Source organism: Methylobacterium hispanicum (assembly GCF_022179285.1).
In the GTDB taxonomy this organism is placed as follows: Bacteria; Pseudomonadota; Alphaproteobacteria; order Rhizobiales; family Beijerinckiaceae; genus Methylobacterium; species Methylobacterium hispanicum.
Genome location: NZ_BPQO01000010.1, coordinates 20,506 through 41,857 on the forward strand (window position 1 = coordinate 20,506; position 21,352 = coordinate 41,857).

23 protein-coding genes are annotated in these 21,352 nt (G+C 73.9%); 10 read left to right on the forward strand and 13 right to left on the reverse strand.

The window, feature by feature from the left end:
• Positions 1-2 precede the first annotated feature (2 nt).
• On the forward strand, positions 3-716 hold the full coding sequence (locus MFF56_RS13180) for an SURF1 family protein (protein WP_066920588.1): 714 nt from the start codon (positions 3-5) through the stop codon (positions 714-716).
• 246 nt (positions 717-962) lie between these two features.
• Here the strand turns inward: MFF56_RS13180 and MFF56_RS13185 are convergent, their stop codons facing one another.
• The 3 genes from MFF56_RS13185 to MFF56_RS13195 all read right to left on the reverse strand — a co-directional run bounded on the left by MFF56_RS13185 (position 963) and on the right by MFF56_RS13195 (position 3,234).
• Positions 963-1,148 carry a hypothetical protein gene (locus MFF56_RS13185; RefSeq protein ID WP_066922419.1) on the reverse strand — a complete coding sequence of 62 codons (186 nt, stop codon included), beginning with the start codon at positions 1,146-1,148 and terminating at the stop codon, positions 963-965.
• Between the two features lie 221 nt (positions 1,149-1,369).
• On the reverse strand, positions 1,370-1,816 hold the full coding sequence (locus MFF56_RS13190) for a Ros/MucR family transcriptional regulator (protein WP_066922417.1): 447 nt from the start codon (positions 1,814-1,816) through the stop codon (positions 1,370-1,372).
• Positions 1,817-2,277: 461 nt separating this feature from the next.
• A complete protein-coding gene (locus MFF56_RS13195; protein ID WP_066922415.1) occupies positions 2,278-3,234 on the reverse strand; it encodes an AEC family transporter in 957 nt (318 codons plus the stop codon).
• Between the two features lie 129 nt (positions 3,235-3,363).
• Here MFF56_RS13195 and MFF56_RS13200 point away from each other — a divergent pair, with 129 nt between their 5' ends.
• A complete protein-coding gene (locus tag MFF56_RS13200) occupies positions 3,364-3,588 on the forward strand; it encodes a hypothetical protein (protein ID WP_238230104.1) in 225 nt (74 codons plus the stop codon).
• Between the two features lie 217 nt (positions 3,589-3,805).
• On the opposite strand, the gene MFF56_RS13205 is transcribed toward MFF56_RS13200, so the two are convergent.
• A complete protein-coding gene (locus MFF56_RS13205; RefSeq protein WP_066919006.1) occupies positions 3,806-4,831 on the reverse strand; it encodes a KpsF/GutQ family sugar-phosphate isomerase in 1,026 nt (341 codons plus the stop codon).
• 418 nt (positions 4,832-5,249) lie between these two features.
• On the opposite strand from MFF56_RS13205, the gene MFF56_RS13210 reads away from it, so the two are divergent.
• Positions 5,250-7,289: a putative bifunctional diguanylate cyclase/phosphodiesterase gene (locus MFF56_RS13210; RefSeq protein ID WP_238230105.1), complete on the forward strand. Its 2,040-nt coding sequence runs from the start codon at positions 5,250-5,252 to the stop codon at positions 7,287-7,289.
• A gap of 163 nt (positions 7,290-7,452) precedes the next feature.
• On the opposite strand, the gene MFF56_RS13215 is transcribed toward MFF56_RS13210, so the two are convergent.
• From MFF56_RS13215 to gudD, 3 genes are all read right to left on the reverse strand, one after another.
• Positions 7,453-8,337: a 2-hydroxy-3-oxopropionate reductase gene (locus MFF56_RS13215; protein ID WP_066918638.1), complete on the reverse strand. Its 885-nt coding sequence runs from the start codon at positions 8,335-8,337 to the stop codon at positions 7,453-7,455.
• 69 nt (positions 8,338-8,406) lie between these two features.
• Positions 8,407-9,171, reverse strand: coding sequence for an HpcH/HpaI aldolase family protein (locus tag MFF56_RS13220; RefSeq protein WP_238230106.1), 765 nt, complete (start codon positions 9,169-9,171; stop codon positions 8,407-8,409).
• Between the two features lie 153 nt (positions 9,172-9,324).
• On the reverse strand, positions 9,325-10,686 hold the full coding sequence (gene gudD / locus MFF56_RS13225) for a glucarate dehydratase (RefSeq protein WP_066918757.1): 1,362 nt from the start codon (positions 10,684-10,686) through the stop codon (positions 9,325-9,327).
• Positions 10,687-10,874: 188 nt separating this feature from the next.
• On the opposite strand from gudD, the gene MFF56_RS13230 reads away from it, so the two are divergent.
• The 4 genes from MFF56_RS13230 (at position 10,875) to MFF56_RS13245 (ending at position 13,535) form a co-directional block, all read left to right on the forward strand.
• The gene (locus MFF56_RS13230) at positions 10,875-11,624 is read left to right on the forward strand and encodes a DUF4336 domain-containing protein (protein ID WP_066918760.1); all 750 of its coding nucleotides are present in this window, start codon (positions 10,875-10,877) and stop codon (positions 11,622-11,624) included.
• A gap of 253 nt (positions 11,625-11,877) precedes the next feature.
• Complete coding sequence (locus MFF56_RS13235) at positions 11,878-12,726, forward strand: glutamine amidotransferase-related protein (protein WP_066918762.1); 849 nt, start codon at positions 11,878-11,880, stop codon at positions 12,724-12,726.
• Between the two features lie 120 nt (positions 12,727-12,846).
• Positions 12,847-13,176, forward strand: a complete 330-nt coding sequence (locus tag MFF56_RS13240; RefSeq protein ID WP_066918764.1) for a hypothetical protein — start codon at positions 12,847-12,849, stop codon at positions 13,174-13,176.
• Positions 13,177-13,265: 89 nt separating this feature from the next.
• Positions 13,266-13,535, forward strand: a complete 270-nt coding sequence (locus tag MFF56_RS13245) for a hypothetical protein (protein ID WP_238230107.1) — start codon at positions 13,266-13,268, stop codon at positions 13,533-13,535.
• A 177-nt stretch (positions 13,536-13,712) separates the two neighbouring features.
• Here the strand turns inward: MFF56_RS13245 and MFF56_RS13250 are convergent, their stop codons facing one another.
• The gene (locus tag MFF56_RS13250; RefSeq protein ID WP_066918766.1) at positions 13,713-13,892 is read right to left on the reverse strand and encodes a hypothetical protein; all 180 of its coding nucleotides are present in this window, start codon (positions 13,890-13,892) and stop codon (positions 13,713-13,715) included.
• A gap of 260 nt (positions 13,893-14,152) precedes the next feature.
• Here MFF56_RS13250 and MFF56_RS13255 point away from each other — a divergent pair, with 260 nt between their 5' ends.
• From MFF56_RS13255 to MFF56_RS13265, 3 genes are all read left to right on the forward strand, one after another.
• Complete coding sequence (locus tag MFF56_RS13255; protein ID WP_066918768.1) at positions 14,153-14,686, forward strand: phosphate-starvation-inducible PsiE family protein; 534 nt, start codon at positions 14,153-14,155, stop codon at positions 14,684-14,686.
• Positions 14,687-15,011: 325 nt separating this feature from the next.
• Complete coding sequence (locus MFF56_RS13260) at positions 15,012-16,076, forward strand: hypothetical protein (RefSeq protein ID WP_238230108.1); 1,065 nt, start codon at positions 15,012-15,014, stop codon at positions 16,074-16,076.
• A 40-nt stretch (positions 16,077-16,116) separates the two neighbouring features.
• Positions 16,117-17,307: a TAXI family TRAP transporter solute-binding subunit gene (locus MFF56_RS13265; protein WP_082773054.1), complete on the forward strand. Its 1,191-nt coding sequence runs from the start codon at positions 16,117-16,119 to the stop codon at positions 17,305-17,307.
• A 24-nt stretch (positions 17,308-17,331) separates the two neighbouring features.
• Here the strand turns inward: MFF56_RS13265 and MFF56_RS13270 are convergent, their stop codons facing one another.
• The 5 genes from MFF56_RS13270 to MFF56_RS13290 form a co-directional block, all read right to left on the reverse strand.
• Positions 17,332-17,487, reverse strand: a complete 156-nt coding sequence (locus MFF56_RS13270) for a hypothetical protein (RefSeq protein WP_156453726.1) — start codon at positions 17,485-17,487, stop codon at positions 17,332-17,334.
• A gap of 39 nt (positions 17,488-17,526) precedes the next feature.
• Positions 17,527-19,161: a cytochrome c gene (locus MFF56_RS13275; RefSeq protein WP_066922470.1), complete on the reverse strand. Its 1,635-nt coding sequence runs from the start codon at positions 19,159-19,161 to the stop codon at positions 17,527-17,529.
• 82 nt (positions 19,162-19,243) lie between these two features.
• Positions 19,244-19,660 carry a hypothetical protein gene (locus tag MFF56_RS13280; protein ID WP_197430587.1) on the reverse strand — a complete coding sequence of 139 codons (417 nt, stop codon included), beginning with the start codon at positions 19,658-19,660 and terminating at the stop codon, positions 19,244-19,246.
• Position 19,661: 1 nt separating this feature from the next.
• On the reverse strand, positions 19,662-20,150 hold the full coding sequence (locus tag MFF56_RS13285) for a TspO/MBR family protein (RefSeq protein ID WP_238230109.1): 489 nt from the start codon (positions 20,148-20,150) through the stop codon (positions 19,662-19,664).
• Positions 20,147-21,352, reverse strand: coding sequence for a geranylgeranyl diphosphate reductase (locus MFF56_RS13290; protein WP_238230110.1), 1,206 nt, complete (start codon positions 21,350-21,352; stop codon positions 20,147-20,149). The genes MFF56_RS13285 and MFF56_RS13290 overlap by 4 nt, the downstream gene beginning before the upstream one ends.

Genomic DNA, 21,352 nt, shown 5'->3' on the forward strand with positions numbered 1-21,352 from the left:
GGCTGATCGTCATCAACATCCTGGCGATCCTGCTCTGCGGGGGGCTCCTGGCGCTCGGCACCTGGCAGGTCCACCGCCGCGCCTGGAAGCTCGACCTGATCGCGCGGGTCGAGGCCAACGCCCACGGCGATCCCGTCCCGGCCCCCGGGCCCGGCGCATGGGCGGCCCTGTCGGAGCGCGACGCCTACCGGCGCGTGCGGCTCGCCGGCACCTGGCTCGACGCGCCCGACACCCTGGTCCAGGCGGTCACCGACCTCGGCGGCGGCTTCTGGGTGCTCACGCCGCTGCGGACCGATGCGGGCTTCGTGGTTCTGGTGAACCGTGGCTTCGTGCCGGGCGACCGGCGCGCGGCCACGGCGCGCGCGGGCGTCGCCGGCACGCGCGCGGCGCTGACAGGCCTGCTGCGCCTCGACGAGCCGGGCGGCGCGTTCCTGCGCACGAACGATCCGGGGGCGGACACGTGGTACTCCCGCGACGTCGCGGCGATCGCGCGGGCGCGCGGCCTGACCGGAGCCGTCGCCCCCTATTTCGTCGATGCGGAGCGGCCGCCGGGCCGCGATCCGGACGGGGACCTGCCGGTCGCGGGCCTCACGGTGATCCGCTTCCACAACAACCACCTGATCTACGCGATCACGTGGTTCACCCTCGCCCTGATGGTCGCGGGCGGCGCGCTCTACCTCGACCGCGACGCGTGGCGCCGCGGCCGGGCGGGCTAGAGCCGTTCCCGATCGCGCTGCGATCGGGAAGGGCTCGAACTTTCTGTCTTGACGCGCTCTCTCGCGCCGAACCGGCTTCCACTTTCCCGCATCATGCTCCAGCGCCAAGTCCCGGATTCCAAAGGTCGAGACCTTTGGCGGGTGCAGGGCAGAGCCCTGCATCTGGCTCCGCCGTCCCGGGACCCCGCCGCACAGCGCCCTCGGGCGCCGAAAGGGCCTCGGCCCATGGGGATCCCATGACCTGACCTAGCGGGCCCCGGCCTCGTCGGTCAGCGCGGCGAGCAGGATGGGCCTGAGCCGGGCACCCGGATCCGCGTCGGCCCGGCGCTCCGCCCGGATCGCGGACCAGAGCAGGGCCGCCTGGTTCCGCGCCGCCTCGCGCGCGTGCCGCTCCGCGGCCCAGCGCGCCTCACGATCGTTCCGCCGCTCCATGACGGCACCTCCCGTTCGGGCCGGGCGGTTCGTGCCGCGGCGCCGTTGAGCGCCTCGGATAAGTCCTCGCGCCCGGAAGGTCCAGCCTGAAGGTTGGGCAGAACTGGACAGAGGCCGGCGAATGTCCGGCGACATCGACCTTTCCTGAGCCGATATCAGAAGACCCGCCGCCCGACCTTGCCGGGCGGCGGGTCTTCCCAGTCCGGATGCGCGCGACGCGCTCAGGCGGCGTCGCGGCGGGCGGCCTGCGGGGCGGGGCGGCCCAGCCCGATCTCCTTGGCGAGGGCCGAGCGCTGCGCTGCGTAGCCCGGCGCCACCATCGGGTAGTCGGCCGGCAGGCCGTAGCGCTGGCGGTAGGCCTGCGGCGTCAGCCCGTGCTTGGTCAGGTGGCGCTTCAGCGTCTTGTAGGAGCGCCCGTCGATGAAGCTGACGATGCCGCCCTCGGTGATCGACTTGCGGATCTGCGCCGCGCTCGGCTGCTCCACGGGCTCCTCGGGCGCGGCGGAGGCCGTCGCCCCCCCGCTGAGGTTGACCAGGGCCGCGTGGACGTTGCCGATCAGCGCGGGCAGCTCGGCAGCCGGCACGGGATTGTTCGAGACGTAGGCCGCGACGATGTCGCCGGCAAAGGTGATGATGTCGGGGCCTAGCTCAAGCGTTTCTTCTGTCATCTCTGATCCGTTCCGGTTCTCCGCAGCCATGAAGATTGCCCTCCCGATTCGGAGATCAAGGGTTTGGCCATGAAGTCTCGCGCAAGCCGCCTCGGCCATGCATGCATGTTCCGGGCGCGCACGCGCAGGAATGTCGCATACCGGGCGGGCGTGTCACGCGGAAATCCCGTAAAAACTGCTGCGGGTCCCACAAAACAACATAGATTAGTCTGGGCGTCGCCGAGCGCTCCGTGTCCGCCGGGAGCGCCGGCCCACGCCCGGCCGACGTTCCGCGGAGCCGCCCACGAGGCAGGCTGCCGCAGCGACCGTTCGCACGCTGGCCGCCCGCCCCCCCGGCGCCTTATCCGGCAGGCATGGATCTCAGCGTGCTCGTCCTCATGGCCTCGGCCCTCACCTTCTCGGGTTTCGTCGTGCTGCTCGGCTGGCGCTGAGGCGGGCCCGACCTCGGGCCGCCGCGGCCTTCAGTCCGCCACCAGGGCGAGGTAGGCCGCGACGGTCACGACGGAGAGCACCGTGGAGACCAGCACCGTGTCGGCTGTGAGCGCGGCCTCGCGGCGGTAGAACTCCGCCAGCATGAACGGGCCCGTGCCGGTGGGCAGCGCCGCCATCAGCACCGCGGTGTGGAGCGCGAGCGGCGGCAGATCGAACACGAAGCGTCCGAGCCCGTAGGCGAGGAGCGGGTGGGCGACGAGCTTCAGCCCGGCGAGCCACATGATCGTGTGCCGGCTCCGCGCGCCCCGCTCCGCTCCGCGCCGCTCGGCCAGGAACAGCCCGAGGGCCACCAGCGCGCAGGGGGAGGCCGCCCCGCCGAGCAGCTTCAGGAAGGCCTCGACGGGCGCCGGCACGCCGAGCCCGAGCAGCGGCACCAGCGCCCCGCAGAAGGGCGCGACCAGGAGCGGGTTGCGCAGCAGCGCCAGCGCCACCGTGCGGACGACCGGACCGCGGCGCCCGCCGCCCCGGTCCTCGCCCTGGAGCCCCGCCTCGATCAGCACGATCGCGCCCGCGAAGACGACGCAGACCGTGAGGATCACCGCGACGGTGGTGGGCCCGAGCGAGCCGGGACCGAGCGCGGCGAGCGCCAGCGGGAAGCCCATGTAGCCGGTGTTCGGGTAGCTGGCGTTGAGACCGTCGATCGCCGCATCGGCCAGCGGCCGCCCGCGGCGCCGGGCGCGCCACGCGGTCAGGCCGAGGAGGGCGCCGCTGCTCAGGCCGAAGGTGGCGAGGAAACCCGGCTGCCAGATCTCCGGGCCGACGCTGCGGGCCATCACGTCGAAGAGCAGGGCCGGCAGCGCGAGCCAGACCACGAAGCGGTTGAGCTCGGCCGTGGCGCCGGGACCGAGCAGGCCGGTCCGCCGCGCCAGCCAGCCGGCGAGGATCAGCGCGAAGATCGGCAGCACGACCGCGAGCGTCGTGAGCATGGCGGGCCTCTCGTCGGTTGAGGGGAGGGGGGAACGCGCGCGGCGCCCTCACGCGGGCGGGAGCCCGCGTCGCCCGCGGGCGGTTGCCCCGGGAGCGGCCGCGCGCGGCCTGGAACGAGGAGCGATGCGATGACCCGCCCCGACGACACCCGACCCGAGACCGATCCCGGCGAGGCCCCGGCGGGGGCGCGCGCCTACGGGGACCGGCCCGTCAGCGCGGAACCGCAGGGCGGGCGCGCGCCGGGCGCGACGGAGCCCGCCGACATGGGTCGCCCCGCGGGATCCGGGACGGCGGACCGCGACCCGGGCGGGCGCGCGCGCCCCGGCCCGGACGGCGGCGACCGCGGCGGCTGAGCGGGCCTGCGCGGCGTCCAGTCCGGCCGCGGATCGCGCGAGCCGGTGCGGGACAGGAAAAAGCCCGCCCGGCCGGAGCCGAGCGGGCTGAAGGCAGGGCCCGTGAGCCCCTGGGAGGAGCCCACACGATAGCCGGGCCGTGGGCCCGCACAATCGCGCGGCACGCGGGCCTGGTATACCAGCAGCGCGTGGTCAAGCTCGCGCCCCCGGGCGCTGCTCAGACGACGCCCGCGGTCAGCAGGTCGTGGACGTGGATGAGGCCGACCGGGCGGCCCGCCTCGACCACGAAGACCGCGGTGATGCGCTTGCGGTTCATCAGTTCCAGCGCCGAGCCCGCGAGGCTGTCGGGCTCGATGGTGACGGGGCGGGCCGTCATCACCTGCTCGACCGGCGTGGCCAGCAGCGCCGGGCCCATGTGGCGGCGCAGGTCGCCGTCCGTGACGATGCCGACGATCGCGCCCGCCTCGTCGAGGACGCCCGCGCAGCCGAAGCGGTGCTCGGCGATGCGCACCAGCACCTCCGACATCGGCGTGCCGCGCGGCACCACGGGCATCGCCGCGCCCGCGTGCATGAGCTGGCGCACGGTCTTGAGGCGGGCGGCCAGCGTCCCGCCCGGATGCAGGATCTTGAAGCGCGACGAGGTGAAGCCGCGCTGGCGCAGCAGCGCCACCGCGAGCGCGTCGCCGAGCGCGAGCTGGATCAGGCTGGAGGAGGTCGGCGCGAGGTCGTGCGGGCAGGATTCGCGCACCCGCGGCAGGGCCAGCACCACGTCGGCGGCCCGGCCGAGCGAGCTGTCGGCCCGCGAGGTGACGGCGATGAGCGGGATCGAGAAACGGCGCGAGAAGTTGGTGAGGTCGCCGAGTTCCGCCGTCTCGCCCGACCACGAGAGCGCCAGGATCGTGTCCTGGGGCGTGATCATGCCGAGGTCGCCGTGGCTCGCCTCGGTCGGGTGCACGAAGAAGGCCGGGGTGCCGGTGGACGCGAGCGTCGCGGCGATCTTGCGGCCGATATGCCCGCTCTTGCCGACGCCGCAGACGATCACCCGTCCCTCGGTCTCGAAGAGCCGCTCGACGGCCGCCGCGAAGGCCGGCCCGAGCGCGCCGCCGAGCGCGCCGCCGAGCGCCCGCATCGCGCCCATGCCGATCTCGATGCTCTGCAGGCCCGCCGCGCAGATCTCCGCCGCGGGGCCACCGACCACAGCCGGATCGAGCTCGACGACGGATCCTTGCGCGCGCGCCACCATGTCCGGATCTCGCTGCCGGGAAGGGATGCGGCGGCGCGGGCAGAGCGCGCGACCGGTGCCGCCCCCCCGTTAGCGTGGCCAAATACGGCTGTTTGATGGTTCGCCCGAGCCCCGGCCCCGGCCGCGCCGCGAGCGCGCGGCGAGCGGCGGACCCACGATTTGCATGCTGATTACTATGCAACCGATGATTGCATACTCCGGAGACACTCGGCCAATACGTTCCGTCCTCCCGCGACGGAGGGAAATAGCCGCCTTCTGCTAAACAATGGCGACGCTTTAACTATTCTTTATTGCAGCCCTGGGAAGGTGGATCCAACCACCAGACGGACCGGCAAAGGCCATGCGATCCGCAGCGCGCGCTCCTACCCGCCCCTGCCCCCCGGCCGCCGTCCCGACCGGTACGGGGCCTGAGGCGAACATGGCGGATTTCTCGCATGACGACGCGATGTACCGCCTGCTGGTGCAGGGGGTGACGGACTACGCGATCTACATGCTCGCGCCCGACGGCACCGTGGTGAACTGGAACGCGGGCGCGGCGCGCGCCAAGGGCTACACGGCCGAGGAGATCGTCGGGCGGAACTTCGCCTGCTTCTACGCGCCGGAGGACCGGACGAGCGGCCTGCCCGAGCGGGGCCTCGCCACCGCCCGCGAGACCGGTCGCTTCGAGGCGGAGGGCTGGCGCCTGCGCAAGGACGGCACCCGTTTCTGGGCCCACGTGGTGATCGACGCGATCCGCGACGGCGGCGCGCTGGTGGGCTTTGCCAAGATCACCCGCGACCGCACCGAGCAACGCGCCGCCGCGGTGATGCTGAAGGCAGCCTCGGACAACCTCGACCTCGCCCTCTCGAACATGATGGACGGGCTCTGCCTGATCGGGCCGGACGGGCGGCTCGTCCTCGCCAACGCGCGGCTCGGCGACATCCTGGGGCTGGAGGCCGGCGCGCTCGCGCCGGGCCGGCGCCTGGTGCCGGTGCTGCGCCGCGTGCTCGGCTCCACGGCGGCCGACCTGTTCGCCCGGACCCATCTGCGCCCGGCCTCCGGCGTGCGCGAGCCCGTGATCTCGGAATGCGTGCGCGGCAGCAACGCCCTGTCGATCCGTACGCGCGCGCTGGAGGCCGGCGGCTGGGTCTCGACCTTCGAGGACGTGAGCGAGCGGCGTCAGATCGAGGGCCGCCTGCGCCACCTCGCCCAGCACGATCCGCTGACGGGCCTGACGAACCGCGCCGCCCTGCGGGCCCATCTCGACGCGCGCCTGGACCGGGCGCGCGTCGCGGTGCTCCGCCTCGACCTCGACCGCTTCAAGGCGGTCAACGACAGCTTCGGGCACGCGCTCGGCGACGCGGTGCTGCGGGAGGCGGCGGGGCGGCTGCGGGCCTGCGTCCGCAGCGGGGACCTGGTGGCGCGGCTGGGCGGCGACGAGTTCGCGGTGGTCGTGGAGGCGCGCGCGCCCGCGGCCCTGGCGGGCCTCGCCGAGCGCGTCGTGCGGGCGCTCGGCGAGGTCTACGAGATCGACGGGATCCGGCTCACGCTCGGCGCCAGCGCCGGCCTCGCGGTGGCCGAGGAGGAGGCCCCCACCGCCGACGGGCTGCTGGGGGCCGCCGACCTCGCCCTGCGGCAGGCCAAGGCGGGCGGGCGGAACGGCTGGCGCCGCTACGAGCCCGGCATGGGCGACCGGGCCGCCGCGCGGCGGGTGATGGAGCGCGACCTGCGCCGGGCGCTCGGCGCGGGCGGCCTCGCGCTGCACTACCAGCCGATCTTCCGGGTCCGCGGAGGCGCGCTCGTGGGGTTCGAGGCGCTGCTGCGCTGGCGCCTGCCCGATGGCCGGACGGTCCCGCCCGCCGAGTTCATCCCGCTCGCCGAGGAGATCGGGCTGATGCCCGAGGTCGGCGCCTGGGTGCTGAAGGAAGCCTGCGCGACGGCCGCGGGCTGGCCGGCGCACCTCACGGTCGCGGTCAACGTCTCGCCGACGCAGCTGCGCAGCGCGGCCTTCCTGGCCGGCGTCGAGACGGCGCTGGCGGGCTCCGGGCTGCCCGCCTCACGGCTGGAGCTGGAGATCACCGAGACGGCGATCCTGGAGAACCGGGAGACGGCCCGCGACCTGCTCGGCCGCCTGCGGGCGCTTGGCACGATGCTGGCGCTCGACGATTTCGGCACCGGCTACTCGTCCCTGAGCTTCGTGCACAGCTTCCCGCTGACCCGGATCAAGATCGACCGCAGCTTCGTGCGCGAGCTGAGCGAGACCCCGCAATCGACCGCGATCGTGCGCGCGGTGGTCGGGCTCGCCCGGGGGCTGGGCATCGCGGTGACCGCGGAGGGCGTCGAGACCGAGGCGCAGCGCCGGCTGCTGGCCGAGGAGGCCGACCTCGACATCCAGGGCTTCCTCACCGGCCGGCCGATGGCGGCCGAGCATCTCGGGGCCTTCCTGGACGCGCCCGGGGGCCGGGCGGCCGCGGCCTGAAAGTTCTGGATTCCAAAGGTCGAGACCTTTGGCGGGTGCAGGGCAGAGCCCTGCTGTCGAACCCATAGGTCCGGCCTCGCCGGGCCTGTGGGTTCGAAACCCGGGGCTGCGCGCCCCGGGACCCCGCCAAAGGGTCAAGACCCTTTGGGATCCCGGATCCCTCTCAGCCCTCGGCGACCTGATGGTTCGCCATGATCTCGAGCGCGCGCACCAGGGCGGCGTGGTCGAGGCCGCCCGCGCCGTTGGCCGCGCAGGCGCCGAAGAGCTGCTGGGCGAGCGCGGTTCCCGGCAGGGCGAGGTTCAGGGCCTTGGCGCCCTCCAGCGCGAGGTTGAGGTCCTTGCGGTGCAGGTCGATGCGGAAGCCCGGCTGGAAGGTGCGCTCGATCATCCGGGCGCCGTGCAGTTCCAGGATGCGCGAGGTGGCCAGCCCCCCGGTGATCGCCTGCCGGACCTTGGCCGGGTCGGCCCCGGCCTTCGACGCGAACAGCAGACCCTCGGCCACCGCCTCGATGGTGAGCGCCACGATGATCTGGTTGGCGACCTTGGCGACCTGGCCGGCGCCGCTCCCGCCGACATGCGTCACGGTCTTGCCCATGAGCCGGAACAGGGGCTCGGCCCGGGCGAAGGCCGCCTCGGAACCGCCGACCATGATCGACAGGGCGGCGTTCTTCGCGCCGACCTCGCCGCCGGAGACCGGGGCGTCGAGGTAGTCGCAGCCGGCTTGCGCGACCCGGGCGGCGAAGGCCTTGGTGGCGATCGGCGAGATCGAGCTCATGTCGATCACGGTCTTGCCGGGCTCGAGCCCCTCGGCGACGCCGCCCGCGCCGAACAGCACCGTCTCGACGTCGGGCGTGTCGGGCAGCATCAGGATGACGACGTCGGCGCGCTCCGCCACCTCGGCGGCGCTGGCGCAGGCGGTGCCGCCCGCGCCCAGGAGGGCGTCCGGCACGGCGCGGCGGCTCTTCAGGAACAGGCTGTGCCCGCCCGCGATCAGGTGGCCGGCCATGGGCGCGCCCATGATGCCGAGGCCGATGAAGCCGATGTTCATGGTGGGGTCTCCCGGGAGAGGTAGCGCGCGGTTTCCCTCCCCCGCAGAGGGGGGGAGGGTTTGGGCGGGTCAGCCCTTGAAGCGGGCGGCGAGCGCCTCGGTCTGGCGGGCGAGCACGCCCATGTCCGAGCCGACCGCGGTGAAGCGGGTGCCGGCCGCGATGTAGCGGCGGGCCAGATCCTCGTTGGCCGTGAGGATGCCGGCGAGCTTGCCCGCGCGGGTGATGCGCGCCACCGTCTCCTCGATGATCGCCACCACCTCCGGATGGTTCTGCTGGCCGAGATAGCCGAGGCTGGTCGAGAGGTCGCCGGGCCCGATGAAGACGCCGTCCACGCCCTCGACGCCCGCGATCTCCTCGAGGTTGTCGAGCGCGCGCCGCGACTCGATCTGCACGGCCACGAAGATCTCGGCCTCGCAGCGGGCGTGGTAGTCCGGGATGCGGCCGAAGCGGGCGGCACGCGGCGCCTGCGAGAAGCCGCGCACGCCGCGCGGCGCGTAGCGGGTGGCGGCCACCGCCCGGCGGGCCTGCCCGGCGTCGTCGATGTTCGGGATCATCAGCGACTGCGCGCCCGTGTCGAGGATGCGCTTGATGGTGATGGGCTCGTCGCTCGGCACGCGGATCATGGCGTGGGCCTCGCCCTCCATGATCGCCTGGAGCTGGCCGTAGATGTCGCGCAGGTCGTTGGCCGAGTGCTCCATGTCGAGGAGCAGCCAGTCGAAACCCGAGCCGGCCACGATCTCGGTCGAGATCGGGCTGGCGAGGCTGCACCAGAGGCCGATCTGCTGGCGGCCCGCCTCGAGCGCGGCCTTGAAGCGGTTGGTCAGGACGTCCATCGGGTTCTCCTCATTCTCGGGTGCGGGCGCCCCGGTTCCCGGGGCCCCCGCGATCCGCCGCACGGGCGGCGGCGCGCGGTCGCGCTTGGCGGTCCGCCGGGGTGGGCGGCTCCGCCAGGGGGCGTGCGGCTCCGCCGTGGCGGAGCCGAAATCTCAGCGCACGAGGCAGGGCCTCTTGTTGTCGAAGGTCCAGTTCGGGATCAGGAACTGCATCGCGGCCGCGTCGTCGCGGGCGCCGAGCCCGTGGTCGCGGTAGAGGGCGTGCGCCCGCTCCACCTCGGCCCAGTCGAGCTCGATCCCGAGGCCCGGCCGTTCCGGCACCCGGACGAGGCCGCCGCGGATCTGCAGGGGCTCCCGGGTCAGGCGCTCGCCGTCCTGCCAGATCCAGTGCGTGTCGATCGCCGTGACGTTGCCCGGGGCGGCGGCCGCCACGTGGGTGAACATGGCGAGCGAGACGTCGAAATGGTTGTTCGAGTGCGAGCCCCAGGTCAGGCCGTGGTCGCGGCAGAGCTGGGCCACCCGCACCGAGCCGGCCAGCGTCCAGAAATGCGGGTCGGCCAGCGGGATGTCGACGGAGCCGAGCTGGATCGCGTGGTTCATCTGGCGCCAGTCGGTGGCGACCATGTTGGTGGCGGTGGGCAGCCCCGTGGCCCGGCGGAACTCCGCCATGATCTCGCGGCCGGAGAAGCCGGCTTCCGCCCCGCACGGGTCCTCGGCGTAGGCCAGCACGTCGCCGCGCCCCTTGCAGAGCCGGATCGCCTCGGCGAGCGACCACGCCCCGTTCGGGTCCAGCGTCACGCGGGCCTGCGGGAAGCGCGCGTGGATCGCGGTCACCGCGGCGATCTCGTCCTCGCCGGCCAGGACGCCGCCCTTCAGCTTGAAGTCGTTGAAGCCGTAACGGTCGTAGGCGGCTTCCGCGAGGCGCGCGACGGCCTCGGGGCTCAGCGCCTCCTCGTCGCGCAGCCGGAACCAGCCGTCGCGGGCCACGGGCTCGCGGTAGCCGAGATCCGTCCTGCGGCGGTCGCCGACGTAGAACAGGTAGCCCAGCATCTCGACCGCGTCGCGCTGCTGGCCCTCGCCGAGAAGGGCGGCCACCGGCACGCCGAGGAACTGGCCCAGCAGGTCCAGGAAGGCGGATTCGACCGCCGTGACCGCGTGGATGGTGATGCGCAGGTCGAAGGTCTGGAGGCCCCGCCCGCCGGAATCCCGATCGGCGAAGCGGGTGCGCATGGCGTTGAGCACCGCGTTCCAGGCGCCGAGCGGCTGGCCGAGCACGAGGTCGCGGGCGTCCTCCAGGGTCCGGCGGATGCCCTCGCCGCCGGGGACCTCGCCGAGCCCCGTGGCGCCGGTCGAGTCGGTGAGCACCACGAGGTTGCGGGTGAAGAAGGGCCCGTGCGCGCCCGAGAGGTTCAGCAGCATGCTGTCGCGGCCGGCGACGGGCACGACCCGCATCTCGGTCACGGTGGGCGCGCGCGAGAGCCCGCGTGCGGGGGCCTGGACTGCATCGGCCAGCATGAGCGTTCTCCCGGTCTCGACGGCATCTGACGTGCCGCTCCTGCCAGCCCTGTTCTAGAAACCCCGCCGATGCGGGTCCAAGCCAAAGGCTGGATCGATCGATGCGGTCCATGCATCGATCCGCGCGAACCAGAACCCAGGGCGCGTCGGCCGGATTGACCGGCAGAACCGCCGGAGCCGGAGCGCCCTTGACCGACGTCACCTACCCGCCCCTCGACGTGCCCAAGCCCGTGGCGCGCGACCTCTGGATCGTGGACAGCGGCCCCCTGCGCGCGGCCGGGGTGATGCCGCTGCCCGTGCGGATGAGCGTGGTGCGCCTCGCGGATGGCGGCCTCTGGCTGCACTCGCCGACGCGCTACGACCCGGACCTGCACCGGGCGCTCGCCGAGATCGGCCCGATCCGCCATCTCGTGGCGCCCAACATCGCGCACTGGACCCTGTTGCGGGACTGGCAGATCCACTGCCCCGAGGCGCTGACCTGGGCCGCGCCGAACCTGCGCCGCCGGGGCCAGGTGCGGGCCCGGATGCGCGCGGGCCTGCGCCTCGACCGCGACCTCGGCGACGCAGCCCCGCCCGACTGGGCCCGCGACCTGCGGCAGGTGGTGGTGCCGGGGGCCTTGGGCTTCCGCGAGGTGGCCTTCTTCCACGATGTCAGCCGCAGCCTGATCCTCACGGACCTCGTGCTGAACCTGGAGCCCGGGCGGCTGCCCGCCTGGATGCGCCCGTTGGCGCGCCTCGTCGGCATCACCGCGCCGGACGGGCGGGCGCCGGCCTACCTGCGCGGCGCGGTCCGCCTGGGGGGCGCCGAGGCGCGGCGGGCGGCAGCCGCCCTCGTCGCGCTCGCGCCCGAGCGGGTTCTGTTCGCCCACGGCGCGTGGTTCGCCCGCGACGGGACCGCGGCGCTGCGGCGCTCGCTGCGCTGGCTGCTGAAGACCTGAGGACGGTCGTGGGATCTCGAAGGCGTTCCAGGGGGGCCGGGGGTAGAACCCCGGGTGGGAAGCCCGCTGCCCGGCTTTGCCGGGCAGCGGGCTTCGCCGCAGGGCCCCGCCCTGCACCCGCGAGAGGTCTCGACCTCTCGACTCCATGATCCTCTGCGACGACCCGCCCCGGCCACCTGCCGGAACGGCCGGGTCGCGGCCGCCGTTGGCCGGACCGCGCCGCTCGCGCCCTCCGACAGCCCCCGTTCACCGAATGATGCAGATCCTTGTGGCCGACGGAAACGTGGCTGAGGCGCGCCGCGCGCATGTCCGCGCCACGGGCGGGACCTCGGCCGAGGCCTACGCCGCGCTGCTGGCCGAGATCGACGCCGACGTCGCCTGCACGATCCTCGAACCGGCCGATGCCGGGTCGGCGCTGCCCGCGGGCGCGGCTCTCGCCGCCTTCGACGGCGTGGTCTTCACCGGCTCGCAGCTCCACGTCGGCGAGGACAGCGAGCCCGTGCGGCGCCAGCGCGGCCTGATGCGGGCGGCCTTGGAGGCGGGGCTGCCGGTCTTCGGCTCGTGCTGGGGCGTGCAGCTCGCCGCCGCCGTGGCGGGCGGCTCGGCCGGGCCGAACCCGCGCGGCCCCGAATACGGCTTCGCCCGGCGCCTCGTGCCGACCGGGGCGGGGCGGGAGCACCCGCTGCTCGCCGGCCGCCCGGCGACCTGGGACGCGCCCGCACTCCATCTCGACGCGGTGCTGGAGCCGCCGCCGGGCGCCGAGGTGCTGGCCGGCAACGGCCTGCTCGCGGTACAGGCGCTCGCACTCCGGCTCGGGCCCGGCACCTTCTGGGGCACGCAGTACCATCCGGAACTCGACCTCGACGCGATCGCCGCGATGCTGCGCCTGTCCGAGCCCGACATCCTCGAATCCGGCCTGTGCCGGGACGCGGCGGCGCTCGCCGCCTACGCCGACGAGGTCGCGGCGCTGCACGGCGAGGACCGCCCCGACCTCGCCTGGCGCCACGGGCTCGGCCCCGAGGTGCTGGAGGCGCCCCGGCGGCGGCGCGAGATCGGCAACTTCCTGGCCCGTCTGGTCCGGCCCCGCGCCGCCCGGCGCTGAGAGAAGACCCCGCGCGACGCCGAGAGGGGCCGAGCATGCCGCAGCCGCCGCCCGGAACCGGGCGGGCGCGGGCGCGTCGTTCCTGATATCCTCGCCCGACCGTCAGCCCCGAGGTGGACCATGCGGACCCCGATCCTGTTCCTTCTCGCCGCCGTGGCGCTGCCCGGCGCGGCCGAGGCCCAGGTCACGCCCGACCTGAACAGCTGGAACCGCTCGCTCTCCTATCAGAGCGACATGCGCTCGCAGCAGCTCTCGCAGACGAGCGAGCTGAACACCCTGCGGATGCAGGTGCAGCGCAACGTGCAGTTCGCCCCGGCCCCCGTCGTCGCGCCCGGCGTGGTCCTGCGCCGCGGCGGCTTCTCGGCCCGGGGCCCGCGCCACTCGGGCGTGCGCGCCGGCCGCACCGGCCTCGACCGCTCGCTCGACACCGGCGTCTGCATCGGCTGCTGAGCCGCGCGCGGCCACCGGGGTGCGGGTTGCGGATGCGGGCCCGGGCCCCACGTCAGGGCCGGACAGAGCAGGGACACAGGGAGCCGTCCATGGCCACCGTCACGCCCGCCCGCGCATCGCTGCGCCTGGTCAACCCCGGCATGCCGCCCGGCATCCCGACGCCGCCCAATCCGGGCGAGATGCCCCCGCCCGACCTGCCTCCGCCCCCGGAGCGGGATCCCGATACCGGCCCGACCGGCCCGCGCGTGCCGGGCCCCGATCCGGACGTGGACGAGCCGCCGGACCCGGCCCAGGTGCCCGACCGTCTTCCGGGCATCCCGACCGGCCCCGGCACGCGCCACGACGCGGCGGCGCCCTGAGGGGGCGGCCGGTGGCCGCGCGGAGCGCGTGCCCGGACGGAGGATGGGGACGGGCTGGTTCGGGACCGCTCTCGAGCCCTTCCCGATCGCGTTGCGATCGGGAAGGGCTCCAAGCTCTTGTCCTGGTCTTGACGCGCTCTCTTGCGCCGAACCGGCGTCCACTTCGGCGGAGAGCGCTCAGTGGTCCGTGCCGGGCCGGTTGGGGCGCGGGGGGCCGCCATGGTGCTCGGTGAAGCTCGAACGCCGGGGATCGCCCTTGGCTTGCGCGACCCGGCGCCTGAGAAATCCGGCCACGACGATCACGATGGCCAGGGTGGCGACCGCCAGGATGATGATGAGATAGTCGTTGTCGGGCATGCCAGAGTTCTCCGCGGCGCCTCCACAAGCAAAGGCCCGGACAATCGAAAGTTCCTTCACTAGAGGCACACACCGCGCCTTCGTGGAAGACTTTCCTCACCGCACGGCCGAGAATTGCCGGACTGAATTGAAAATCATGCATTCCGGATAAGCAGTCGTCTCCGGCCGGCCCTTCCGAACAGGCGTTGCGGACGGCGCAGCTTAGGCTCAAGATCCCGCGGCGGCGATGCCGACCCGCCCGTCGCGAGGGGTCCACACCGATGCCCGAACGGAACAAGACCGAGACGGACGAGGAACCGGGCGCGCTGACGCGGGCCTCGACCTTCCTGTTCCTGCACACCGAGCACGCGATCTACGCGATCCTGGGCCTGCTGCTCGGCGCGACGGCGCTGCTCGCGCTGTTCGATGCCGGCCGCCTGACGCTGGAGGCGTTCCACGCCTACGGCCGGGCACAGCAGCTCCTGGAGGTGGTGGACCGGCTGCTGTTCCTCCTGATGCTGGTCGAGATCCTGCACACGGTGCGGGTCTCGATGCGCTCCGGGCGGCTGACCTGCGAGCCGTTCCTGATCGTCGGGCTGATCGCCTCGATCCGGCGGGTGCTGGTGGTCACGCTGCAATCGGCCGAGGTCATGCACGGCCAGGACTGGACGCCCGAGAAGCAGGCGCTGTTCCAGGCCTCGATGATCGAGCTCGGCGTGCTGGCGGGCCTGATCCTGGCGATCGTGCTCTCGATCTTCCTGCTCCACCGCGCCCGCGACGACAACCGGCCGGCCGGGGAGGAGAGCGCGGGGTAGCGAGGCGCGGGCCGATCGCCCCGCTTGGGCAGGACCGTGGCCGGCGGCCGTCACTCAACGACCGACTGGGGTGATGGGCGCGGCTTGATCCGAGCGGCCGCAGCGGGCCGCCGGATGTTCGGCCACGGAATCGCGCATCATCAAGTGCCTGTCGCAAATGTTAATGCAAGTCCGAGGCATAGTCTGGACAAATACCATCCCTAACAAGCACAGGCCGCACTCTCTGCGCGACGAGGATTGACGTTCCGATCCCCGTCGCCGCGGGGCGATGCGCCCCGCGGCCGGGCCGGACATCGCCGCGCGGTCGATCGCAGGGGAGGTCTCGATGTCGATCGTGATGTCCGTCGTTCCGCGCCGCCGGGATATCCGCAGGGCCCGCCTCCCGATCGCCCTGATCGCGTTCCAGGCCTGCGCGTGGGGCGCCCCCGGGCCGCGCGCCGAAACGCCCGCCCGGGTGGACGAGGCGGGGCCGGGCGCTGCCGCCCCGGCCGAGCCGCGCGTCTCCGCGCGGGACGTGGTCGGCGAGCAGGGGGCGGCCATTCCCCTTCTGATCGAGGTACGGAACCGCCCCAGCCGGGCCGGCGGGAGCACCTACATCCTGGGCCTGCCGAAGGGCGCGCGGCTCAGCGATCCGGACCATGCGGTCACCGCCGCCGAGGACCGGTCCATGATCGAGGTGACGGACTGGAAGCTCGCCGACCTCGCCGTCACGCTGCAGCCGGAGCAGACCGGCGCCTTCACGCTGGCGGTCGCGGCCCTGTCGCTCACGGAGAGCGGGCGCCCGCTGCCGATCGCGCGGTCGGTCTTCACGCTGCGGGTGCAGCCGCGGCAGGCGCACGCCGCGCCCGCAACAACGCCCGCCGTCGCGAACGCCGAGGCGCCGGAGCCGGCGCCGGCCGCGCGCCGCCACGAGGCCGCGCTCGCCCTGCCGGAGGCCCAGCCCCTCCGGCCGCCCCCGCGGCAGGCGCCCGAGGCCGGGTCTCCCGCGCCGGCGCAGGAGGCCGTCCCCGGCAGTCCCGCGCCCGCGGCGGGGCGAAGCGGACCGCCCCCGGCGGCCCCGCCGGCCGCGGCCCCGTCGCCGTCGCCGCCGCCGCCGCAGAACGCGGCCCTGCTGGCGCGGGCCGAGCGGCTCATCCGATCGGGCGACATCAGCGGCGCCCGGCTCGTGCTCGAACATCTGGTCGAGCGGGGCGACGCGCGCGCCACCTTCCTGCTCGCCCAGACCTGCGATCCGCGGATGCTGCGCGCCTGGCGGGTCCACGGATTGCGGCCCGATCCGGAGCGCGCGCGCGCGCTCTACGCCCGGGCGGAAGAGGCTCGGGCGGAAGAGGCCCGGGCGGAAGAGGCGAGCCTGCGCGATCCGACGAGCGTCGCGGCCGCGGCGCGCTGAGCCGCCAACCCGAGGGAGCAGGGCGATGGGAACGAGGGGCATGGGGGCGGTCCGATCCTGCGCGACGGCCCGGACGATCACCTGGACGACGGCCTGGACGACGGCCTGCGCGGCGGCCTTCGGGCTGCTGCTCGCCGCGGGCCAGGCCGGGCAGGCGCGGGACGCCGCGGCGCAGAGGCGGACTGCCGCCCAGGACTCGGCGACCGAGACGGCGCTCAGCGAGACGCTGAACGCCAACACCGTCTCGGTCGTCACCGGCACGCCCGGCGGAACCTATTTCCGCACCGGTGCCGACCTCGCCTTCGTCCTCGACGACGGCGACAGGCTGCGCATCCTCCCGATCCTCGGCCGGGGCGCGGGGGCCAACGCCTACGACCTCCGCTTCCTGAAAGGGGTCGATCTCGGCTTCGTGCGCACCGACACCCTCGATCAGCTGCGCCAGGACAAGCGCCTCAAGGACATCGAGAAGCGGATCCACTACGTCGCCAAGCTCTTCAACGACGAGCTCCACGTGATCGCCCCGACGGCGATCGGCGCGGTCGGCGATCTCGCGGGCAAGCGCGTCAGCTTCGACGTGAAGGGCAGCGGCACGGATTACAGCGGCCGCGCCATGTTCCGCGATCTCGGCATCGCGGTCGAGGCGGTCAACGTGGACCAGCCGACGGCCCTCGAGATGCTGCGCCGGGGCGAGCTCGATGCGGTCGTCTCGGTGGCCGCCAGGCCCGTCGCGATCATCGCCGGCTTCGAGCCGGCCGGCCGCTTCCACCTCGTCACGGTGCCCTACGGCGACCGGATCGGCGAGGCCTACGTGCCCGCCACGCTGACCCGCGCCGACTACCCGAAGCTCGTCGACGGCGCCCGGCCCATCGAGACGCTCGCGGTCGGCACGATCCTCGGGGTCTACAACCACCCGAAGGGCACGGAGCGCTACAGGAAGCTAGAGCGCTTCACGACCGCGTTCTTCGACCGGTTCGAGCAGTTCCTGGCGCCCCAGCACCACCCGAAATGGCGGGAGGTGAACCTCGCGGCCTCCGTTCCGGGCTGGACCCGGTTCCAGCCGGCGCAGGACTGGCTCGACAGCCACCGCGGGGAGGCGCCGTCCCAGGGCGAGGTCGAGCGCTTCCTCGGCGAGCAGCCGCAGGGTGCGGCCGCCGACAAGGAGGAGGTCTATCAGGCCTACCTGCGCTGGCGCCGCGCCCAGCGGCCCGAATACGGGATCGTGCGCCGCTAGCGCCGGCCCGCCGTCCGCGCGTCCTCAGTACGGCCGCGGCGGGTTCAGGTAGGTCGAGGTCTCCGGCCGCACCACGGTGACGAGCCCCTCCGCCTCCAGGGCGTTGCGCCGCCGGAAGGCCAGCACCTCCAGTACGACGAAGACCAGCCAGGCGCCGATGATGACGACGAAGAGGCCCATCCGCAGATCTCCCGTTTCGGTGCGTGCGTGGCGGCGCGGTCAGTTCCGGGTGGGGGGCGCGGGCGGCGCGTCGGCGCTTGCCCGCTTCTCCGGGTTGCGGGCCTGGCTGTAGGCGATGTTGGCGAAGTTGCCGATCACGCTCGCCCAGGGCCGCGTCGCCTCGGGAGCACCCGCCCGCTGCCGCTCCAGGTAGGGCTCCCGGCCGACCTGGCAGTAGAGGGTGGTGAGGCCGTTCACCAGCTCGTCGTCGATGCCCTGGCCCCCGGTCTCGGCCGGCTTGTCGCCGTAGGCGGCCTTCACCTGCGGCAGGAGCCGGGCGAGCACGGGCACGAACTGCTCCTGGGTCAGGCCCTTGAGCGCGTCCGCGGCACCGGCAGCCTCGAAGGCCTTGCGCACCGTCCCCTGCGCGATCTCGGCGCAGGGCGCGGTGCCCGCGAGCATGGTCTGGGTGGCGGCGCGCGCCTCCGAGGCGGCGCTGTCGGAGCCGATCACCGGGGCGCTGTTGCCCCAGGCGTTGCGGACGTAGTCCGTGACGTTGCGGACCTCGACATCGCTCATCTCCTGGCCGATCGCCGGCATCGGCGCGTAGCCGCTCTGGGCGGCGAGCCCGCCGTAGATCACCCGCAGCACGGTCTCGGGTCCCCCCGACTGCACGGAGGTGTTGCCGGCGAGCGCGGGCACCGCGCCCTCGATCCCCCGGCCGTCGGGCTGGTGGCAGGAGGAGCAGTAGGTCAGGTAGGTGTCGGCGCCCGGGGCACCCGGTTTGTTGAAGGCCTGCAGGTCCTTCGTCTTGTAGGTCTGCTTGGCGGGGATCGTGCGCAGGTAGGCGACCATCGCCTTCAGGTCGGCGTCGGTCATCTGGGAGAGGGATTCCTCGATGGTCTGGCGCATCGGCCCCGCCGCGACGCCCGGCCGGTCGCCCGGGGCGGTGCCGGTCTTGAGGTAGGTCGCCACCTGCTCGTCGGTCCAGCCGCCGATGCCCTGGTGGTCGTCGGGCGTGATGTTGGGGGCGTACCAGCCGTCGATCACGCCGCCGCCGAAGCGGCCCGCGAGGCTCGAATTGCCCACGAGCTTGCGCTCGTTGTGGCACATGCCGCAATGGCCGAGCCCCTCCACGAGGTAGCCGCCGCGGTTGACCTCGGCGCTCGCCTGCGGGTCCGGCTTGAAGCGGTCGTTCGTGAAGAAGGCGGTGCGCCAAGTGATCAGCGCCGTGCGCACGTTGAACGGGAAGGGGATCTCGTTGTCCTTGCGCGCCTCGTTCACCGGCGGCAGGGACTTCAGGTAGGCGAAGATCGCCCGCGTGTCCTCGTCCGTGACCTTGGTGTACCAGCCGAACGGGAAGGCCGGGTAGAGGTACTCGCCCCCGTCGCCGATGCCCTGCCGGAAGGCGCGCTCGAAGGTGGCGTAGTCCCACTTGCCGAGGCCGGTCTCGGGGTCCGGCGTCAGGTTCGGCGTGAAGATCGCGCCGATCGGGGTGTTGAGCCGGTAGTTGCCGGCGAACGGCTTGCCGCCGGGGGCCGTGTGGCAGGCCACGCAATCGCCCGCGGTGACGAGGTACTTGCCCCGCGCGATCAGCTCGGGATCGGCGAGGTTCGGGTCCTGCGCCGCGGCGGGCGCCGCCAGCAGGGTGCTCCAGACGGCGCCCGCGAGGGCGAGGGCGGCGATGCGGTCCATGGGCCTCTCCTGCAGGGTCGTCGGAACTGTGCTGTCGTGACGCGTGCGTCGGGACTCTTTCGTGTTCGGCGGATCCGCGCCGTCACGCGCGGCGCGCTCCCGCCCCCGCGGGGGGAGGGAGGGGCGGACGGCCGGGCCGCGTCATGTGTTCGTGTCGGCGCGAGACCGAACCCAACGCCCTCGCCTCAGCCGATGTTGCGGATGGTTCCCTGCGGCGAAGCGTCTTCGCGCGGCGCAGGACCAGCTCCGCGAGGTGGGCGCCGCCGGCGAGCGCCAGCGGCCCGGCGATCCAGGGCCAGGACGCGCCGGAGAGCCCTGCGCGCAGCGCCAGCAGCAGGCCCGCCCCGGCGGCGAGCCCCGCGAGCAGCGGCGCGCGGGGACCGAACCGGTCGGGCGCCAAGACCACGAAGGCGACCTCGGCCACCACGAGAAGAAGGATCGGGTCGACGATCCGGCCCGAGGCGACGAGGGCGGCGAGAAGGGAGCCGGGCGCGTCCACCTCACGCCCTCCCGATGCCGGGGCGGGCGGGGTTGAGCCGCACGATCTTGAGGTTCAGCGCCGCCGCGATCCCGACCCAGGCGAGGTAGGGCAGGACGAGCGCGGCCGCGAGGCCGCTCACCCGGGCGAGCACGGAAGCGAGCAGCAGGACCGAGAGCCAGAGCAGCACGACCTCGGCCAGCGCCCAGTCCGGCCGGCGAAGCCGGAAGAAGATCACGCTCCAGGCGACGTTGAGCACCGCGTTGAGGCCGAAGGCCCAGATGAGCAGCAGGCGGTCGGCCGTGCCCGGGCTCGCGGCCCAGCCGAGCGCCGCGGCGGCTGCGGCGAGCGCCAGGATCGCTGCCCAGATCGGCCCGAAGGCCCAGTCCGGCGGCTTCCAGGCCGGCTGGCGCAGGGCGCGGTACCACGCGTCGGTGCGCGTCGCGAGGCCGTTGGCGAACCCGACGAGCAGCGCCCCCGCGCCCGCCACGAGGAAGGGGAGCAGCGTCACGGCGAGACCCAGCGGAACAGGTGGGCGAGGTCCTTCAGGAAGATCCGCACATGCGCGACCGGCCGCTTCCGGACCAGCTCCTTGTTCATGTAGGCGTCCCAGGTGAGCTGCTGCACGTCCGGATCGCGGCAGATCGAGACGAAGCGCTCCCGCAGGGGGTCGTTGCGGTACCAGACCGCCTGCATCAGCCGCAGGATCCAGAAGACGCGCCCGTGCAGGCGCATGAAGCGGGCGCGCGCGGTTCTCAGCGCCCGCACGTCGCCGGTCGCCAGGAAGGCCTGCGCGGCCTCCGCCGCGAGCCGGCCGCCGAGCATGGCGTAGTAGATGCCCTCGCCGGAGGCCGGGGCGACGATGCCGGCCGCGTCCCCGGTCAGCAGGACGTCGCGGCCGTTGTCCCAGCGCCGCAGGGGCTTGAGCGGCAGGGGCGCGCCCTCGCGGCGCACGGTGGCGCCCCGATCCAGGCCGGATTCGGCGAGCAGGGTGCGCACCGCGCCGCGGAGCGAGAAACCCTTGCGGGCGCTGCCCGTGCCGACGCTGATCGTGTCGCCGTGCGGGAAGATCCAGGCGTAGAAATCCGGCGAGAGCCGGCCCTGGTAGTAGACGTCGCAGCGCGTCGGCTCGGTGTCGCCACCCTCCACCCGGCGCACGATCTCGTGGTAGGCGAAGACCTGCCGCATCGCGGCGTGGCCCGGCACCTCGGCCCGGCCGACCGGGGAACTCGCCCCGTCGGCACCCACCACGAGGCGGGCCCGCACCGCGGTCTCGGCTCCCGCGCAATCGCGAAAATGCACCGTGGCGAGGCCCGGCGCCTCGCGGGTGATGCGGGTGAACACGCCGTCGCGGCGCTCCGCCCCCGCGGCCCGGGCGCGCTCCCGGAGCCAGGGGTCGAAATGCTCGCGGTCGACCATGCCGACGAAGCCCTCGCCGACCGGCATGTCGACCGCCTTCCCCGAGGGCGCCACCATCCGGGCCGAGCGGATGCGGGCCACGAGGAGGTGATCGGGAATCGCGAAGTCGCGGATCAGCCGGGGCGGGATCGCGCCGCCGCAGGGCTTGATCCGGCCGGCCCGGTCGAGGAGCAGCACGCGCCGGCCCGCGCGCGCCAGATCGGTCGCGGCGGTCGCGCCCGCCGGCCCACCGCCCACCACCACCACGTCGAAGGTCCCGGGGTCGGCGTGCGGGGCGGGGACGGGCGCGGGCAT

What these genes read in the sequence shown, in the direction of transcription:
- MFF56_RS13185 (WP_066922419.1), bottom strand. Translation starts at nt 1,148, where the DNA reads ATGGAGCGGCGGAACGATCGTGAGGCGCGCTGGGCCGCGGAGCGGCAC.
- MFF56_RS13190 (WP_066922417.1), bottom strand. Translation starts at nt 1,816, where the DNA reads ATGACAGAAGAAACGCTTGAGCTAGGCCCCGACATCATCACCTTTGCC.
- MFF56_RS13195 (WP_066922415.1), bottom strand. Translation starts at nt 3,234, where the DNA reads ATGCTCACGACGCTCGCGGTCGTGCTGCCGATCTTCGCGCTGATCCTC.
- MFF56_RS13200 (WP_238230104.1), top strand. Translation starts at nt 3,364, where the DNA reads ATGACCCGCCCCGACGACACCCGACCCGAGACCGATCCCGGCGAGGCC.
- MFF56_RS13205 (WP_066919006.1), bottom strand. Translation starts at nt 4,831, where the DNA reads ATGGTGGCGCGCGCGCAAGGATCCGTCGTCGAGCTCGATCCGGCTGTG.
- MFF56_RS13210 (WP_238230105.1), top strand. Translation starts at nt 5,250, where the DNA reads ATGGCGGATTTCTCGCATGACGACGCGATGTACCGCCTGCTGGTGCAG.
- MFF56_RS13215 (WP_066918638.1), bottom strand. Translation starts at nt 8,337, where the DNA reads ATGAACATCGGCTTCATCGGCCTCGGCATCATGGGCGCGCCCATGGCC.
- MFF56_RS13220 (WP_238230106.1), bottom strand. Translation starts at nt 9,171, where the DNA reads ATGGACGTCCTGACCAACCGCTTCAAGGCCGCGCTCGAGGCGGGCCGC.
- gudD (WP_066918757.1), bottom strand. Translation starts at nt 10,686, where the DNA reads ATGCTGGCCGATGCAGTCCAGGCCCCCGCACGCGGGCTCTCGCGCGCG.
- MFF56_RS13235 (WP_066918762.1), top strand. Translation starts at nt 11,878, where the DNA reads ATGATGCAGATCCTTGTGGCCGACGGAAACGTGGCTGAGGCGCGCCGC.
- MFF56_RS13240 (WP_066918764.1), top strand. Translation starts at nt 12,847, where the DNA reads ATGCGGACCCCGATCCTGTTCCTTCTCGCCGCCGTGGCGCTGCCCGGC.
- MFF56_RS13245 (WP_238230107.1), top strand. Translation starts at nt 13,266, where the DNA reads ATGGCCACCGTCACGCCCGCCCGCGCATCGCTGCGCCTGGTCAACCCC.
- MFF56_RS13250 (WP_066918766.1), bottom strand. Translation starts at nt 13,892, where the DNA reads ATGCCCGACAACGACTATCTCATCATCATCCTGGCGGTCGCCACCCTG.
- MFF56_RS13255 (WP_066918768.1), top strand. Translation starts at nt 14,153, where the DNA reads ATGCCCGAACGGAACAAGACCGAGACGGACGAGGAACCGGGCGCGCTG.
- MFF56_RS13260 (WP_238230108.1), top strand. Translation starts at nt 15,012, where the DNA reads ATGTCGATCGTGATGTCCGTCGTTCCGCGCCGCCGGGATATCCGCAGG.
- MFF56_RS13265 (WP_082773054.1), top strand. Translation starts at nt 16,117, where the DNA reads ATGGGGGCGGTCCGATCCTGCGCGACGGCCCGGACGATCACCTGGACG.
- MFF56_RS13270 (WP_156453726.1), bottom strand. Translation starts at nt 17,487, where the DNA reads ATGGGCCTCTTCGTCGTCATCATCGGCGCCTGGCTGGTCTTCGTCGTA.
- MFF56_RS13275 (WP_066922470.1), bottom strand. Translation starts at nt 19,161, where the DNA reads ATGGACCGCATCGCCGCCCTCGCCCTCGCGGGCGCCGTCTGGAGCACC.
- MFF56_RS13290 (WP_238230110.1), bottom strand. Translation starts at nt 21,352, where the DNA reads ATGCCCGCGCCCGTCCCCGCCCCGCACGCCGACCCCGGGACCTTCGAC.